The 16169-nt window shown below is 40.6% G+C and carries 13 protein-coding genes; 5 read left to right on the top strand and 8 right to left on the bottom strand.

Going from position 1 to position 16169, the window contains the following annotated elements; all coding sequences use genetic code 11:
• Nucleotides 1-480, bottom strand: a 480-nt coding sequence (locus tag ACFFIP_RS08615; protein WP_382387193.1) for a DUF2179 domain-containing protein, incomplete at its 3' end; no start/stop codon positions are given.
• Nucleotides 481-567: 87 nt separating this feature from the next.
• Nucleotides 568-1980 carry a DUF4403 family protein gene (locus ACFFIP_RS08610; RefSeq protein ID WP_382387191.1) on the bottom strand — a complete coding sequence of 471 codons (1413 nt, stop codon included), beginning with the start codon at nt 1978-1980 and terminating at the stop codon, nt 568-570.
• Between the two features lie 87 nt (nt 1981-2067).
• On the opposite strand from ACFFIP_RS08610, the gene ytxJ reads away from it, so the two are divergent.
• On the top strand, nt 2068-2403 hold the full coding sequence (gene ytxJ, locus ACFFIP_RS08605) for a bacillithiol system redox-active protein YtxJ (protein ID WP_382387190.1): 336 nt from the start codon (nt 2068-2070) through the stop codon (nt 2401-2403).
• A gap of 86 nt (nt 2404-2489) precedes the next feature.
• Here the strand turns inward: ytxJ and ACFFIP_RS08600 are convergent, their stop codons facing one another.
• Nucleotides 2490-3170: a lysoplasmalogenase gene (locus ACFFIP_RS08600; protein WP_382387189.1), complete on the bottom strand. Its 681-nt coding sequence runs from the start codon at nt 3168-3170 to the stop codon at nt 2490-2492.
• A 360-nt stretch (nt 3171-3530) separates the two neighbouring features.
• Between ACFFIP_RS08600 and ACFFIP_RS08595 the strand changes: the two genes are divergently transcribed.
• From ACFFIP_RS08595 to ACFFIP_RS08580, 4 genes are all read left to right on the top strand, one after another.
• Nucleotides 3531-6788, top strand: coding sequence for a TonB-dependent receptor (locus tag ACFFIP_RS08595; protein ID WP_382387188.1), 3258 nt, complete (start codon nt 3531-3533; stop codon nt 6786-6788).
• A gap of 99 nt (nt 6789-6887) precedes the next feature.
• A complete protein-coding gene (locus tag ACFFIP_RS08590; protein ID WP_382387187.1) occupies nt 6888-8357 on the top strand; it encodes a calcineurin-like phosphoesterase C-terminal domain-containing protein in 1470 nt (489 codons plus the stop codon).
• A gap of 117 nt (nt 8358-8474) precedes the next feature.
• On the top strand, nt 8475-9536 hold the full coding sequence (locus ACFFIP_RS08585) for an aminotransferase class I/II-fold pyridoxal phosphate-dependent enzyme (protein ID WP_382387186.1): 1062 nt from the start codon (nt 8475-8477) through the stop codon (nt 9534-9536).
• A gap of 57 nt (nt 9537-9593) precedes the next feature.
• Nucleotides 9594-10841 carry a serine hydrolase gene (locus ACFFIP_RS08580; RefSeq protein WP_382387185.1) on the top strand — a complete coding sequence of 416 codons (1248 nt, stop codon included), beginning with the start codon at nt 9594-9596 and terminating at the stop codon, nt 10839-10841.
• Between the two features lie 66 nt (nt 10842-10907).
• On the opposite strand, the gene ACFFIP_RS08575 is transcribed toward ACFFIP_RS08580, so the two are convergent.
• The 5 genes from ACFFIP_RS08575 to ACFFIP_RS08555 form a co-directional block, all read right to left on the bottom strand.
• The gene (locus tag ACFFIP_RS08575; protein WP_382387184.1) at nt 10908-11648 is read right to left on the bottom strand and encodes a 1-(5-phosphoribosyl)-5-[(5-phosphoribosylamino)methylideneamino]imidazole-4-carboxamide isomerase; all 741 of its coding nucleotides are present in this window, start codon (nt 11646-11648) and stop codon (nt 10908-10910) included.
• 170 nt (nt 11649-11818) lie between these two features.
• Nucleotides 11819-12853: a WD40/YVTN/BNR-like repeat-containing protein gene (locus ACFFIP_RS08570; RefSeq protein WP_382387183.1), complete on the bottom strand. Its 1035-nt coding sequence runs from the start codon at nt 12851-12853 to the stop codon at nt 11819-11821.
• Complete coding sequence (locus ACFFIP_RS08565; protein ID WP_382387182.1) at nt 12850-13767, bottom strand: hydroxypyruvate isomerase family protein; 918 nt, start codon at nt 13765-13767, stop codon at nt 12850-12852. Before ACFFIP_RS08565 ends, ACFFIP_RS08570 begins: the two co-directional genes overlap by 4 nt.
• Nucleotides 13768-15087 (bottom strand): Gfo/Idh/MocA family protein, encoded by a 1320-nt coding sequence (locus tag ACFFIP_RS08560; protein ID WP_382387181.1) that lies wholly within the window; start codon nt 15085-15087, stop codon nt 13768-13770. It lies immediately after the preceding gene.
• 93 nt (nt 15088-15180) lie between these two features.
• On the bottom strand, nt 15181-16158 hold the full coding sequence (locus ACFFIP_RS08555) for a formylglycine-generating enzyme family protein (protein WP_382387179.1): 978 nt from the start codon (nt 16156-16158) through the stop codon (nt 15181-15183).
• Nucleotides 16159-16169: the final 11 nt, after the last annotated feature.

Genomic DNA, 16169 nt, shown 5'->3' with positions numbered 1-16169 from the left:
CTTTACTTTTTCGATATAAGCCTGTAGGTCCTCTCGTTTCATGACGGTAAATAGCAAGTTGACTTTGCCAAATCTTCCTTCTGCGCCCACATTGGTAAACCTGAAATTTTTCTCTTTCATATACTCAATCAATTCAGGCATAGGAGTAGGTGTAATTACCCTTACCAGCACACGTCCAAGAGCCAATTTTTCCTCAATGGTCATCCCTACGAATGTTCCCATGGCAAAACCACCGGCATATCCTACGTAGGACATGGGATTATTGATGTTTTGAAATATCTGGCCTATAGCCAATAACCATATCATGGCTTCAAAGAAACCCAATATCGGTGCAATCTTCTTTTTGCCGTTGAGGACAAACATAATCCTCAAGGTATTGATAGACACATCCATTACCCTGGCAAAGAAGATCAACAATGGCATGACAGCGAAGTCAAATACTTCTTTTGGCACACCTAAATTCAGAAAATAATCCTGCATGACTTGATTTTTTTTACAAATTTAATGGCTTCAAAAACCATTCCCTATTTGAAACCAAATAAGATTCTGAAAATAATTTTTTGTTAATTATTTGAAATTTTTTAGTCTTACGTCCATTTGACCTTTGGTACGCAGGTAAAGACGAATATCTTCTGCTGTATTATAAATACCTTCTACTTGCAAATCTGGGTTTTTCACTCTGAAAGTAGCAAAGTCTGTTTCGAAATATCCCTGTTTCTGCATTTCCAACCTTGCCTCTTTCAGCAAGTTGCCTATAGGTAAAGTTGCCATCTTTTGGATCTGACTTTGGATTTTCCTTCGTTTAGACTTGATACCCATTTTTGCAGGTAAATTGCCGGTTTTTACATCAAATTCTACATTCTCAAATTTAATGGCTTCCTGATCCATATCAAAAGTAGGCATACCAGCAAAATACATTTTTCCTTTGATTTCACTTTGCCCATTTCTAATGGCTGTGAAGTCCATTCCGATCAGGGTTTTGTCACCGTATTGCTGGGACTTCAAGTTAGATGGAATCAATACTGTTTTGCTATCCGTCCTGATTTGCTTGCCGGAAATCTCTTTGTTCAGATAGTCATCCAGGTCTTCATGCTTTAAAATAAGAGGCATAGTGAGATCCAGGAAATTCTCTTTATTGTCATTATAATAGATATTGGGCAAAACAGAAGGAGCAATCATTGGTTTGCTCCCAATTTTGGAAAACATCTCCCCTTCAATTCCTAAGTACAGAATCAGCTTTTGGTCCAGGGTAATTTCTTCACTGACCTTTAATCTTGAAGGAACTGAATAGAAATGCACCTGCATTCCCTCTTCCTCTACAGAATAGGGTTCTGAAAATGCCTCCCAAGTTTCCTGTGCCATATGCTTAAAATCAAGTCGTGTCAGGTTCGCTGCAGAAAGCTGATTGTCCAAAACCCTTTTCAGCTGATTCCTGACCAAAGGATCCAGGTCAATCTCAAACCCAAGTAAATTATACTTCATAGATCTGCCCCAATTGTCAATATTGAGGTTTTTGATATTGAGGTCCCAGTTTCTACCAATTTCAGGAATAAAGGAAATCACAGGGCTCATGGATTCATTGAAAGGAAAATTGGTTGAGAGCACCTGTCCAAAAACCTTCTTTTCTATCTTGAGGTCACCTTTTAGGTTCATCGGTACCCTGACTTTGATCGTATTATTTTCTGCACCTTGGAGGGAGATTTTACCTGTCCTGTCAATGTCAAGGTCTGCAAAAAGCCCGCTTCCCAAGGACAATCCCTTTTCAGCGAACAATTTACTCGACCAATCCTTATTCAGATTCTCCTCCAAAAAGGACAAAGGAATCACGATCGGGATATTGACCTGTGACAAGGCAGCTGGCGGATCCTCTTGTGTAGCCACAGGAGGTCTGTCAGGTTTGATACTCTTACATGCTCCTAAAAGCGTCAGCAACAAGAGCATCTTAAATAGGTATATAGAATTATTTTTAATCTTAGACATTTGAAAACTGTTTATTGCAAGCCCAAAAGGGAACTATTTTCAGGCCAAAATTATTTCTTTTTCCATAGGATTAAGAAATATTAAGAAATGGACTGGATTAAACTTGAAAATTCCTCTCAATTAGTAGATATCAAAGCAAAAAGTGAAGAAAAACCTGTACTGATTTTCAAACATTCCACCCGATGCTCCATCAGCGGGATGACCTTTGACAGATTGATGCGGAATTGGAAAGATGCAGATTTTGAGAAAGTGACCCCGTATTTTTTGGATTTGATCCGGTATAGGGATATATCGAATCAGATTGCTCAGGAATTTGGGGTTTATCACCAATCACCACAGATCATCCTCATCAAAGGTGGTCAAGCTGTCTATGACAACAGCCATATGGGAATCAGTTATCCCGATATCATGTCGAGAATTTAATCTTCCATAAGCACTGCCTTCTTCACAACAGAAACTCATTATTAAAGAGTGAGATCAAGCCTTTCTGAATTATCCAAAAAGAAGATTCATTGTGCATGGGCCATGATTCCTCGTACAATTAGAAACTGCGCAATAATATAAGTCCCCATTACCAGGATGCCCGCTTCGGGGAATGATTTGAAAAACATATTGATTGCCAGGATGCTATCAGAGATCATAAAAAGTCCTGCTCCGATCATTACCTGCCAAAAACTTACACTATTTGTTTTCTTGAATCTTTCCCTCGCTGTAGTGGCCATCATGACAATCACAATCAGGTAGATAATGACAGGGATTTTGAGGTCCCCTAGACCTCCTCTGATCAGAAAATAGGAGACAGCGGCCAAGATATAAATAGGCAAATTCAAGAAAAAGAGTCTGATAAAATTGACTTGCCCAATTGCAAAAGGATTGGTTTGCGCCACTTTGAATCCTGCGATGTAAGAAATATGAGCCATTAAGAAGGCTCCCAATCCATAAAGGAACAGATTTGGAAACATGAGGAGCACATCGCCCAACCAAGAAAATATCAAAGCTGCTGAAATAGCCTTCCGGATTAGAGTTCCTTTTAATGCTTTACTGGAAAAAATAAAATAGGCCCATAATGTCGGTATAATTAAAGGTTTGGAATACATCCTCATTTCAGATTCTCCATTTGCTGTAAATAATAGGTCCATGACAGCGACCAGGAAGAACAGATATAGCCAAATTATATTTCTATTTTTCATCTACCACAGTTTTTTCATTGCTAAATATAGGGAGAATATCTACCATTTTGGGAGGTTTTTACACAAAGTTTGGTCTTAACATTTGGATAAAGATTTCTTAACACAAAAATGGCACAGGAAAATTAAAAACAATTTTTTGAAAGAATTTCCTGTATGCAAACGATTGAAACCATAAAAAATCACCAAAAATAAAATTTCATTCTTTTTTCAATGTTAAGAAATTGTTAAGTAAACTTGTGAATAAATGTTAAAACTTAACAATAACTAAAAAAAAAACTTGACTATCTCGCATACCTTTGTATGCGGAAAGAAAAAACTAAGTCGTATAACAATTTCAATTTTCCACAAAAAAACAAAATTATGAGGCAATCTTTACTAAAGAGTCTTTTTGCGGCCTTAATGCTGGTTTTTGTAACAAGCATGGCGTTTTCGCAAGGGGTAACCACTTCCAGTATGACTGGTAGGGTAACTGACAATACCGGGGAAACCCTTCCTGGTGCTAATGTGGTGGCCACTCACGTACCTTCAGGAACAAGGTATGGTGCTGTGACTAATATTGAAGGTAGATATACCATCCCGGGTATGAGGGTTGGTGGACCTTACACAGTTACAGTATCTTTCATTGGTTTTGAATCACAATCTGTTGAAAACATCTACCTAAGCTTAGGTGTTGCTGCCAACGTAAACGTTGTGATGAGAGACGGTGATGCTGAATTGGCTGAAGTTGTAGTAACCGGAGAGAAAAACGCTGTTTTCTCCTCTGATAGAACTGGTGCTACAACAGCTATCGGTAATGATCAGTTGAGCAGACTCCCAACTATTTCCAGAAGAATTGATGATTTCACTAGATTGACTCCTCAGGCAAGCGGTAACTCTTTCGCTGGTCAGGATTCAAGATTGAACAACATCACTGTTGACGGTTCTTACTTCAACAACTCATTTGGTTTGGGTAGCCAGCCTGGTGACAGAACTGGTGTATCTCCAATATCCTTAGATGCGATTGAGCAAATCTCTGTAAACGTTGCTCCTTATGACGTAAGACAAGGTAACTTTACTGGTGCAGGTGTAAACACAGTAACCAGATCCGGTACAAACGAATTCTCAGGTTCTGCTTACTACCTGTGGAGAAACCAAAACAACGTAGGTACAAAAGCTGGTGACAGAGATTTCAATCCAGGAGAATTCAAATACGGACAAATCGGTTTCCGTGTTGGTGGTCCAATCATCAAAGATAAATTGTTCTTCTTCGCTTCTTTTGAAGATGAAAACCTGACTGAGCCAGGTACAACTTTCAGAGCCAACAATGGCAATGAGCAAGCTGGCGGTAACGTAACCAGAGTATTGGCTTCTGACCTTGATCAATTGAGCAGCTTCTTGAGAACAAACTTCAATTATGAGACAGGACCTTACCAAAATTATGACCATAATACTGCTGCTACCAAGTTCTTGGTGAAATTGGATTATAACATCAATGACAAGAACAAATTAAGCGTAAGATACAACCACTTGGATTCTAATACAGATGTATTGTTGTCTAACTCTTCTTCTCTTGGTTTCGGTAACAGAAGAACAAACATCAATGGTTTGAACTTCCAAAACTCCAACTATATCATCTTGGAAAACATCAGATCCATTGTGGGTGAATTGAACTCCAGATTGAGAGAAAACATGACCAATAACTTGATTATCGGTTATACTTATCAGGATGAAAGCCGTGACTCAAGAGGCTCTTTCTTCCCAATGGTTGATATCCTAAAAGATGGAGCTACTTACACTACTTTCGGTTTTGAGCCATTTACGCCAAACAACGAATTGAGATATAAGACTTTCCAAATCCAGAACAACCTTCAGATTTTCAAAGGCAAAAGTGCCTGGACTTTTGGTTTCAGCTACGAAAACTATCAGTCTGAAAACGTATTCTTCCCAGGTTCACAATCTGCTTATGTGTACAACTCCTTGGAAGACTTCTATTCAGATGCCAATGCATTCTTGAATAACACTGCTTCTACTGTTGAATTGAGAAGATTCCAGGTAAGATATTCCAATATCCCTGGACAAACTAAGCCGGTTCAGCCATTGAAAGTGAACTACGCTGGTATCTATGGTCAGAACGATTACACTGTAAACGACCAATTGAGCTTTACTGTAGGTTTGAGAATCGATGTTCCTTTCTTCTCTGAGACAGGTTTCAGAAACCAAGAAGTAGAAAGATTGAACTTCAGAAATCCAGCTGGAGAAACTGTTAACTTCAGAACTGACAAATTGCCTGATCCTAACATCCTTTGGTCCCCAAGAGTTGGTTTCAACTGGGATATCTCCGGTGACAGAACTACTCAGCTTCGTGGTGGTTCCGGTATCTTCACCGGCCGTCCAGCTTATGTATGGATCTCCAACCAAGTGGGTAATAACGGTATCTTGACTGGTTTTGACAGATTGGACAACACTACTGCAAGACCATTCAACCCAAATCCAGATGCTTATAAGCCAAGTACTGTATCAGGAGCTCCTGCAGCTAACTATGAATTGGCCTTGACTGAACCTGATTTCAAATTCCCTCAGATCTGGAGAACCAACATTGCTTTGGATCAAAGACTTCCAGGTGGTATCATCGGTACAGCTGAATTCATCTACAACTCTGATGTAAATGGTGTAGCTTACTATAATGCTAACTTGGCTCCATCTAACGGAAACTTCAATGGTCCTGACCAAAGACCAAGATGGGTTGGCGGTAATTCTGCAACCAGAATCAATGGCAACATTGATAACGCGGTAACCCTTTCCAATCAAGCTGTTGGTAATTCTTGGGTAGCTTCAGTTTCCTTGGAAAAACCTTTTGCTAGCGGTCTTTATGTAAAAACTGCTTACAGCTACGGTGAAGCTAAAAACACTGTAGATCCAGGATCAATTGCTTTCGGTTCTTGGAACAACAACCCTCATGCAGGTAATCCAAACAATCCAGGTGTAGGTTTCTCTGCCAACACAATGGGCCACAGAGTATTTGCTGCATTGAGCTACAACAAAGACTTGTTCAGCTTCGGTAACACTTCAGTTTCCCTATTCTGGGAAGGAAGAACTTTGGGTAACTTCAGCTATGTATACGGTGGTGACTTCAATGGTGACGGTGGTTTCTCTAACGACCTTCTTTATATCCACAGAAACACTGGCGAAATGAACTTCCAAGAATTTACTTCTTCAGGTACTACTTTCACCGCTGCTCAACAAGCTACTGCTTGGGAAGCATTTATCAATCAGGATAAATACTTGAGTGCAAACAGAGGTAGAATCGCTGAAAGAGGTGCTGTATTCCTTCCAATGGTTTACAGAGCTGATTTCTCAGTAGCTCAGCAATTATTCACCAATATCAGCGGTAAGAAAAACACTTTGGAATTCAGAGTTGATATCTTGAACGTAGGTAACTTACTGAACAACAGCTGGGGTATCGGACAGTTTGCTACTTCTACTTCTCCATTGGTTCCAGCAGGTACTACTGCTGATGGACAGCCTCAATTCAGATTGAGAAACTTCGGAAGTGAGTTGATTTCTTCTTCTTTCCAACCAACTGCAAACGTTGCTGACGTTTGGAGATTGCAGTTCGGATTGAGATATATCTTCAACTAATCTGAATCATTACTCTTACAGAAGCCCTCAAGCAATTGGGGGCTTTTTTTATGCCCTTTTTAACTCTAAATTGCCCATTGATTTCAGAAGACACTGAGAATGAAACCAATCAATAGAAGACAGTTTTTACAGAACAGTAGTTTAATCGCGGGAAGCTTATTCGCATTGCCAGCGACAAGTTTAGCTTTTGAACCGCAAAAAAACTTCAACTCCATCCAGGTAAAAGGCAAACTGAGCGCACAAGGAAAAGGCATTTCAAACGTAGCCGTGTCTGATGGAAAGTATATTTATTATACAGATTCCTCCGGAAATTTTGAATTCTATACAGATCGGTCATTCGTTTTCTTTTCCTATCCTTCGGGGTATCGCTTCAACATTTTGGAAAATGGATCAGTTGATTTTTTTAGAAAACTGGATTTTGGGAAAGCCATCAATGAAGTTCATTTTGAACTCACCCCGAATCCTAATTCTGAAAAATCCCATCACTTTATTACCATTGCTGACCCTCAGGTACAAAGTGCGGGAGAAGCAGATCAATTTATCAAAGAGTCCTGCTCAGATCTGAGAAAAACTGTGGAAAGACTACAGGATCCCAATACTTTTGGAATAGGTCTTGGTGATTTGGTGTTTGACGAGTTTGAGCTATTTGAAAAATACAACCAAGGGATAAAATCGACAGGAATTCCATTTTTTCAGGTACTGGGTAATCACGACATTGACCTTCAGGCCAGAAGCAATGAAGCAAGCCAATATCCTTTTTCAGACCAATACGGTCCTGCTTATTATTCTTTCAACAGAGGCGGGAAACACTATGTGGTACTTTCGGATGTTTTCTTTCTGGGAAATAAGCAATATTACGGCTACTTGGATGAAACCCAATTATCTTGGCTGGAGCAAGATCTCAAAAATGTAGAAAAAGGATCAGAGCTTGTGGTATTTCTTCATATCCCTACCTATTCGAATGTCGTCAACTTCAATTCTGGAAGGGATATCAATAAAGAATCGGTTATCAATCGTGAAGTGCTATACAGCATCTTGAAAGATTATCAAGTTCACCTGATTTCAGGACATGTTCACTGGAACGAAAACAATGTCAACACTAATATTTTTGAACATAATACAGCAGCCATCAGCGGCGCTTGGTGGACAGCTGATTTTTGCTATGATGGCAGTCCAAAAGGATATGGGGTCTATCAGATGAAAGAAAATCTTTCGTGGCACTATCAGGCAATAGGTGAAGAAAGTTCACATCAGTTTAGGCTGTATAATCCCGGAGCACATCCGGATTTTCCGGAAGAATACTGTGTCAATATATGGAACTGGGACCCTGAGTGGAAAGTCTATTGGAAAGAAAATGGGGTAAGAATGGGTGAAGCGAGACAAGAGGTGACTTATGACCCTAAGGCCATACAACTTTTCACTAACCGGCCAGCGGATGCAAAGCATCCATGGATAAGTCCTCAACGCAATGCCCATATGTTCTTTTTCCATCCAAATTCAACGCAAAAGACAGTGGAAATAGAGGTAATAGACAGATTTGGACAGATTTATCGTGAAAAAATACATTGAAATCCATTATTGTGATATATTTAATCAAGAATAATTGGATTTCTCATACCGAATAGATTAATTGAAAGGTTATTATTGCCCTTTACGATTTCTTTCGACTCATTACTTTATTATTTCATGAGCTTATTCCATTTACAATCCAAAATAGGGAGAACCATCCAGAGAGATCAAAAAGAATATCTCTATTTCAGTGGTACTGACTATCTGGGCTTGTCTTCACATCAAGAATTAGAAGACCTGGTAATCCAAGGGATCCATCAATTGGGACTTAACCATGGGCTTAGCAGGATTAACAATGTCCGAATGGATATCTATGATCAGTTTGAAGCATTTTTCTCAGAAAAAGCCGGAGCTGACAAAGCCCTCGTTTGGAGCAGCGGTTATCTTGCGGGTCATGCCACAGTCAATTACCTGTTGGATGACACCGATTATATTTTTGTTGCGCCTGACACCCATCCGGCCATACTTCCTGATGAACTTAATCCTGACCATTATCAAAGTTTCAGAGATTGGGTCACTTATGTACAGGAAATGGCAGAGACTTTAAAACCTCAACGGATCTTGATTTTAGGGAACGCGACCGACCCACTTCAGCCAGCAGTCCATGATTATTCCTGGATTGGGCACCTGAACCGTAAGCACCAATATACATTTCTGATTGATGATAGCCACGCTTTTGGAGCGACAGGAGACACCATCTTTGGTACCTATAACCGTTGGAAATACCTACCCGTTGAATTATTGGTAGCTGGATCCTTGGGAAAAGGCCTCGGCATTCCAGCCGGGATTACTATTGGACAAATGACGCCGATTATAGGGATGGCAAACAGGAGAACATTCAGGGCAGCCTCTCCTCCTCCTCAGGCTTATCTATGGGCATTTTTACAAGGACAAAATATTTTTAAAGAAAGGTTTGAAAAGCTTCAACACAATATTCAATATTTCAATTTATTGATCAGAAATATTGATGGTATCCAAGGCGTATTGGGATTCCCAATTTATTCCTTTACCAACAGAAAATGGGTGAGCCTACTTGAAGATGAAGGTATAATTGTGAGTTCTTTTCCCTATCCCGAACCAACAGATCCATGGTCTAATCGGATTGTCCTATCTGCGCACCATGAGGAGGCTGATCTGGACAAACTTGCCTCAATCCTTAGAAAAATAGCTGAACAATAGTTGTAGGCATGTATTCTGAGTATTAAAAACTTTCTATCTAAGCTAGAAACCACATCTATGAAGAAATTACTAAAGACTTTGGGATTTGTGGCTTTTCTGTTGACCTATTCTTGTCATACAAAGTCAGATGATCCCTTTTCCGATATTCCAGATGATTTTCCTATTCTCCAAAAGGTATTAAAAAATCCAGATGTATATCAGGTACAGATCTTATATACACAGATTGATCGAAACGAAAGTAATCAACCCTCTTTTCAAGATTACAACTTCAATCTCAATGATCAAGTCTATTTTTATCCAGCATCAACAGTCAAGCTCCCAATAGCTATTTTGGCATTGGAATGGCTCAACGAACAGGAAATAGATGGAATCCATCCAGAAAGCATCATGCTCAGTGGAGCCGTGAGGGAATCCCAAATACCTGCTGAATATGACAGTACTGCGGCCAATTTTTATCCAAGCATTGCACATTATATTAAAAAGATATTACTCGTCAGTGATAATGATGCCTACAACCGTCTTTATGAATTATTGGGACAAGATTATATCAATAGAAAATTAAAAGAAAAAGGACTGCTCCATACGGTCATCAATCATAGATTAAGTATGCCCATGAGTGAAGAAGAAAACAGGCACTTCAATCCTGTTACCTTTATAAACCAGATGGGTGATACCCTCCTGCAAATACCTGCCCGTCATACTGAATCCATTTACCAAAACGAAGACCACCCAACGGTGGGAAAAGCATTTTATAGTGGTGGAAAATTGATTGAGTCTCCAATGGATTTTACTTTCAAAAACAAATATGCCTTAACAGACCTCCACGGCACACTTCAAAGGATCATATTTCCAGAAAAATTTACGCCAGATCAAAGGTTTAAAATTACCGAAACGGATAAAGATTTTATTTTGAAATACATGTCCATGCTCCCTCGGGAAAGTGAGTATCCAAATTATGACCTTCCGGAGTATTATGACAGCTATTCAAAATTTTTCAAATTCGGTACAGATGAAGATTCCATTCCCTCCAATTTCAGGATTTTCAACAAAACCGGAAATGCTTATGGCCATCTTTTGGATGGATCCTACTTTATAGATTTTGAAACAGGAATTGAGTTTTTCGTTTCTGCCATTATTTATACCAATCAGAACGAGACGCTCAATGATGACACCTATGAGTATGAAGAAATAGCCTTCCCGTTTTTTACCGAACTGGGTGAGTATCTTTATCAATTGGAACTGAAAAGGAAAAAGCAAAGACAAGCGGATTTGTCAGCGTTTAGGATCGACTACACTGGTAATTAACAGTAAAATTGCTCAAAAACGAAAAATACAATAAAAAAGAGGCTGTCTTTTGACAACCTCTTTTTTTTAATGGCCATACTCAGCCATAAACTTATCCAAATCTTTTAGGGTGATAATTCCCTCATAATAGGCCCTCCCGAATACTACTGCAGTTACTCCCAATTCTTTCAATCTTCTGAAATCATCAGTATTCCGAACACCGCCACTGGCAGCCAACCTGATAGTGGGAAATCTTTCTATTATCTCCTTATACATGTCAAAATTAGGCCCCTCCATTACACCGTCTCTGGTTACATCGGAGCATTTGAGGTATTTTAGACCTCTGTCATAGAAAAACTCTATGTGATCGAATAAATCAATTTTTGTGTTTTTAGTCCAGCCATTCACTTTAATCTTAAAGTCTTCCGGGCTGGTATCCGCAGCCAAATTGATTTTTTCCCGTCCATAAGACATGATCCATTGCGCAAAACGTTCTGGGAATGAAGCGGCAACTGAAGCTGCAGTAATGGCGTGAGCACCGTGTTCAAAACTCTTGAGTACATCTCCATCTGTGGAGATCCCACCGGTAAAGTCAATCTTCAGATTGGTATATCCAGCAATTGCTTCCAGGATATGGTAATTTTTGGGTTCGCCCCTTCTGGCGCCATCAAGATCGACCAGATGCAGCCATCTAATGCCATGATCCTCGAAAGCCTGGGCAATCTCAAGAGGGTTGTTGGAAATCACTTCCTGTGTTGCAAAATCTCCTCTTTTAAGGCGGACACATTTGCCGTTAATGAGCCAAATGGATGGTATAATATCAAACATGGTAAAGAATTTATCGCTTTAGTAACTAAAATGGGTGGAATGCCTTTTTCGTAAATAGGTCCTCTCGAAATACTAAAGATAATACAAGATGGGCGGATTCAATAAATCAACTGAAAAAAATAGTATGATTTTTTTCAGTTTTTTTAAGATCAAGAGCGCTTTTTTAGGGATTAGAATCTAAGTTTGGCAATTTTGCCCTTTGCACCTGAGGCCCATACACTTCTTTGTGACTTATCCAGAAAAACTGAATGGAATCCTTCTTCGGAAAACCTTTCCCAGTCATGCCCGCCATTTTTTGAAAAATCAGATCCATTCGGACCAACAGCAATCAGCCAATGATGGAAAGGGAAAAAGGTAACCCCTGACCTGTAACCTGAAGGAGGGTTTCCTTCAATCAGCGACCAGGTTTTCCCATCATCTTGGGAAATCATCGCGTTCTTCTCCGTAAGTCCTTCCTGTAAAAAATCTCCCCCAACCGCAAATAAAATATGCCTGCTTAACTGTGTGATGGAAAATATTCCCTGAGAAGCCTCTCCCTGGATAATGGGTGTGGGATAAATTGACCAGCTCATTCCTTTATCAGGAGAATGGTAAATATTACTTTGGCTTCCTCCACTGGCGAACCAAACATCATCTTCTCTCACCAAAATCCCTGACCCACTGGCAGCAAATGAACCCGCACCGGCAAATGCCTTTGGACTGGTTTCAATAGCCTTCCACGAATCACCTTGATCATTGCTCATCAGCAATCTCCATTTACCATCTACCGCATCACCATAGACAACTCCCCTGTTTTTATGAAAGGCGACTCCATCAAAAAAATCAGACTCTTCTCCCTGATAAACCTTCTGCCAGCTCTTTCCGCCATCTTTGGTCTTGTAGATGACAGCCGGCTGGCCAGCAGCAACGGCTACAGCAGTAGTGGCATTAAAAGCTTCAATATCTCTGAAATCCACCGAGTCGAGACCATCTATGATTCCTGTCTCCCACGAAATTCCTCCGTCCAATGTCCTCAGCCATACACCTCCCGAACCACTTGCCCACACTATATTATCAGTCACCGGGGAAAGCCCCCTAAGGGAGGAACTGACAGGTGTTTCTACCAATTCCCACCCTGAAGGCCGTTCTATAATAGATTTTTTTTCTCTCTGTTCACAGGAGAAAATAAGAATTACTAGTGTAAGCAATAAATGGAAATTTCTCATTTAAATTGATCAGCTTTTCTATAAGCAGCAATCAAGGCCTGCTCACCTTCTTTGCCCCGTAGCGTATTGCCATGCTCCATTCCCAAAATACCTTTATAACCTTTTTCATCTATATATTTGAAGACATTCTGGTAATTGATTTCACCAGTTCCAGGTTCTTTCCTTCCCGGATTATCTCCGATCTGTATATAGGCGATTTCGTCCCAGCAGAGTTCCATATTGGGAATAAGGTTACCCTCATTGCGCTGCATATGGTAAATATCGTAAAGAATTTTACAAGATGGACTACCTACTGCCTTACAAATCGCAAAACTCTGGTCAGAATGTCTTAAAAAAAGTTCTGGCGTATCACTTAATGGTTCCAGCACCATCACCAATCCATGGGGTTCAAAGATTTCCGCACCTCTTTTTAATGCCTCAATGACATGACCGGTCTGAACACCAAGAGGCAATCTTCTTTCAAAAAAGCCAGGTACTACTGTGGCCCAGGTAGCATTGACGCGCTTGGCTGCTTCCACCGAACGCTTACAGGTATTGACGAAATTATCTATAAACTCCTGTTTTCCAGTGGTGAGTGAAACCTTCCAGTTGTCACCACCATCCACTACAAAAACCCCCATTCTCATCCCCAGCTGTTCCAAAGTTTGCCCAATCCTGTTTTGGTCTTCCACAGACCTTCCCAACAGTCCATTATCTTCCAAAGAGCGAAAACCTTGGTCTGCCATGAACTTCAACTGATCCACCAGATCATCCCCTGAATGCCCTTTGAACATCCCAAAATGTGGGGCGTAATCCAGATTGAAGGGATTGCTTTCAATTTTGTCAGCAGCTAATGCCTCTATACCTTGGCCTACGGTAAATGCCGCTGCCGCACTACCTAGGCCAATGTTTTTGATAAAATTTCTCCTTTTCATTTAAATCACCTTTGTTTTCCCTGGAATTGCATAAGGATAAAATCCGTCTTCATTAGGAAGTACTTTTGGCATGGCATCCCAAGCCAGCACATCCGGCATTAAACTGATATTTGAATTCAGAGCCTCTTCCCAAGAAATTTCCTTTCCTGAATAACTTGCATACCTTCCCAAAATAGCTGTCATGGTACTTTTTGCTCCGTTTTCGGCATCTGCAAATCGGTATTCTCCTTTGACTATGGCATCAAACAGTTCATCGTGCTCCACTTGATAAGGATTACGGTTATTGTCCCTGTTATGATTATATATCTCTTTACCTCCATACTCTGTCAAAACTCCATGATTTCCTGCACTCAAATAAGCCGTTCCTTTGGTTCCCTGGAAACGCTCATCAACCCGATTGGTAGCACCAGGAAAATGACGGCATTCACTGAAAATCACTGTCCCGTCCGCATAGGTAAACGTAACAGAATGGTGGTCAAATATCTCTCCGTGATCTTTTCCTGTCCTTACCTGTCTGCCTCCTGTGCCATAGGCTTTCACCGGATAGCTGTTTTTCACCCAGTTGGCCACATCCAGGTTATGAACATGCTGCTCTACTATGTGATCTCCGCAAAGCCAGTTGAAATAATACCAGTTTCTCATCTGATATTCCATTTCAGTCTGCCCTGCCTGTCTTGGATTAACCCAAACACCTCCATCATTCCAATATACTTGTCCGCCAACAATATCTCCGATTGCCCCACCATGGATTCTTTTGATGGTCTCGCGGTAATTGTCCTGATAATGACGCTGAAGCCCTACCACTACATTCAGTTTTTTCTTTTTGGCTTCTTCGGCAGCAGCGAGAACTTTTCTGATACCGGCAGCATCAGTGGCTACTGGTTTCTCCATAAAAATCTGTTTGCCTTGCTTCACAGCTTCCTCAAAATGATCAGGTCTGAATCCCGGAGGTGCTGCTAAAATCACTACATCAGCGAGTTTGATTGCTTCTTTATATCCTTCAAATCCCACAAATTTCCTTGCTTCAGGAACATCCACCTTATCTTTCCCATACTTGCCAAAAATGGGCTCATAACTTTTGTCTATCCTGTCACGGAAAGCATCTGCCATAGCGACCAATTTGATGTTGTGCCCTGTTTCAAAAGCCTGAAAAACAGCTCCTGTACCTCTGCCACCACATCCTATTACGGCTAACTTAATTTCATCTGAGCCAGTCGCATACGCTCTCGGGATCGACAATGGCTGAATGATCATGCCTCCTGCCACTAGGGCGGAAGCCTTTAAGAAATCCCTTCTGGGATTATTTCCTGAGTTTTTCATAGGTTTAGGGTTATTTTGCATTTGGTTAATTGGTAATTAGTAATTAGTAATTGGTTGATTAGTGATTGGTAATTAGTGATTGGTAATTGGTAATTAATAATCCGCAATAGGCGCCCGGTCATAATAAGCCATAATTTCGGCCTGACTTGGAGGATTAAGCGGACGGACTACCCTAAGCCCAAGAAAGGGAGCTTCAGGAAACCACCACTGGCTTTTGGGAATTTGTGGGTCAATTCTTTTCCATTCACTTTTAGAGTAGAATCTTTTGGAGACGCTTAAATCCTCTGCTCCACTTTTATAATGCCCTCCACGTATAGATCCAGGGTATAGTGTTCGAATGGGTACTTTTGGGTCTTTTTCTATGCTAGATGAGCGCTTTTGGTAAGTATCGGCTTCATATTGATCTGAAGTCCATTCCATCACATTACCCAGGATATCGTAAAGGCCCCAAGGGTTGGGTTTTTTCTTGCCTACCAACTGCGTATTTCCATCACTGTTTTTGGCAAACCAGGCGTATTCCTGCAGTTGGTTTTCCTCATCACCAAAGAAATACCTGCCCTTACTGCCTGCCCTTGCTGCATATTCCCATTCTGCTTCAGTAGGTAGTCTATAAAAGACCCCTGTTTTCAAATAAAGCCATTTACAAAATTGAATGGCTCCATATTGGGTCATGCCAATGGCGGGTTTGCCCTCTTTACCCATCCCAAAGGTCATATCCAGATAGGGAATGCTAGGACGGGTAAGCCCATCCACCTGGGCAGGCAAGGCTTGTTCAGCAATAGCTATTTCATAATTTTTATCCAGAAAAAGTTCGAAAATATCCCAGGTAATTTCATGAGTTCCCATCCAAAATGGTGAAATCTCTACCTGATGCAGGGGCATTTCATCCGCATTGCCCTTACCTCCCATGGTGAAAACACCTCCTGGGATTGGTACCATTCCGAAAGATTGGCCTGAATCAGGGATACTTTGAGTATAAGCCTTAAAATTAGTCTGTCTGAACGGAACAAAAGCAATTACGCACAGCAGCACCAGGCTTAAAGAAAAGAAGATGATTTTAGTCTTGATCATTGTTTAATTTA

Origin of the sequence: Fontibacter flavus (assembly GCF_042432905.1) — a bacterium.
Taxonomy (GTDB): domain Bacteria; phylum Bacteroidota; class Bacteroidia; order Cytophagales; family Cyclobacteriaceae; genus Fontibacter; species Fontibacter flavus.
This window is presented reverse-complemented; position numbering and strand designations above follow the sequence as displayed.

Coding starts and splice junctions, on each gene's coding strand:
- ACFFIP_RS08610 (WP_382387191.1), bottom strand. CDS start 1,980: ATGTCTAAGATTAAAAATAATTCTATATACCTATTTAAGATGCTCTTG.
- ytxJ (WP_382387190.1), top strand. CDS start 2,068: ATGGACTGGATTAAACTTGAAAATTCCTCTCAATTAGTAGATATCAAA.
- ACFFIP_RS08600 (WP_382387189.1), bottom strand. CDS start 3,170: ATGAAAAATAGAAATATAATTTGGCTATATCTGTTCTTCCTGGTCGCT.
- ACFFIP_RS08595 (WP_382387188.1), top strand. CDS start 3,531: ATGAGGCAATCTTTACTAAAGAGTCTTTTTGCGGCCTTAATGCTGGTT.
- ACFFIP_RS08590 (WP_382387187.1), top strand. CDS start 6,888: ATGAAACCAATCAATAGAAGACAGTTTTTACAGAACAGTAGTTTAATC.
- ACFFIP_RS08585 (WP_382387186.1), top strand. CDS start 8,475: ATGAGCTTATTCCATTTACAATCCAAAATAGGGAGAACCATCCAGAGA.
- ACFFIP_RS08580 (WP_382387185.1), top strand. CDS start 9,594: ATGAAGAAATTACTAAAGACTTTGGGATTTGTGGCTTTTCTGTTGACC.
- ACFFIP_RS08575 (WP_382387184.1), bottom strand. CDS start 11,648: ATGTTTGATATTATACCATCCATTTGGCTCATTAACGGCAAATGTGTC.
- ACFFIP_RS08570 (WP_382387183.1), bottom strand. CDS start 12,853: ATGAGAAATTTCCATTTATTGCTTACACTAGTAATTCTTATTTTCTCC.
- ACFFIP_RS08565 (WP_382387182.1), bottom strand. CDS start 13,767: ATGAAAAGGAGAAATTTTATCAAAAACATTGGCCTAGGTAGTGCGGCA.
- ACFFIP_RS08560 (WP_382387181.1), bottom strand. CDS start 15,087: ATGAAAAACTCAGGAAATAATCCCAGAAGGGATTTCTTAAAGGCTTCC.
- ACFFIP_RS08555 (WP_382387179.1), bottom strand. CDS start 16,158: ATGATCAAGACTAAAATCATCTTCTTTTCTTTAAGCCTGGTGCTGCTG.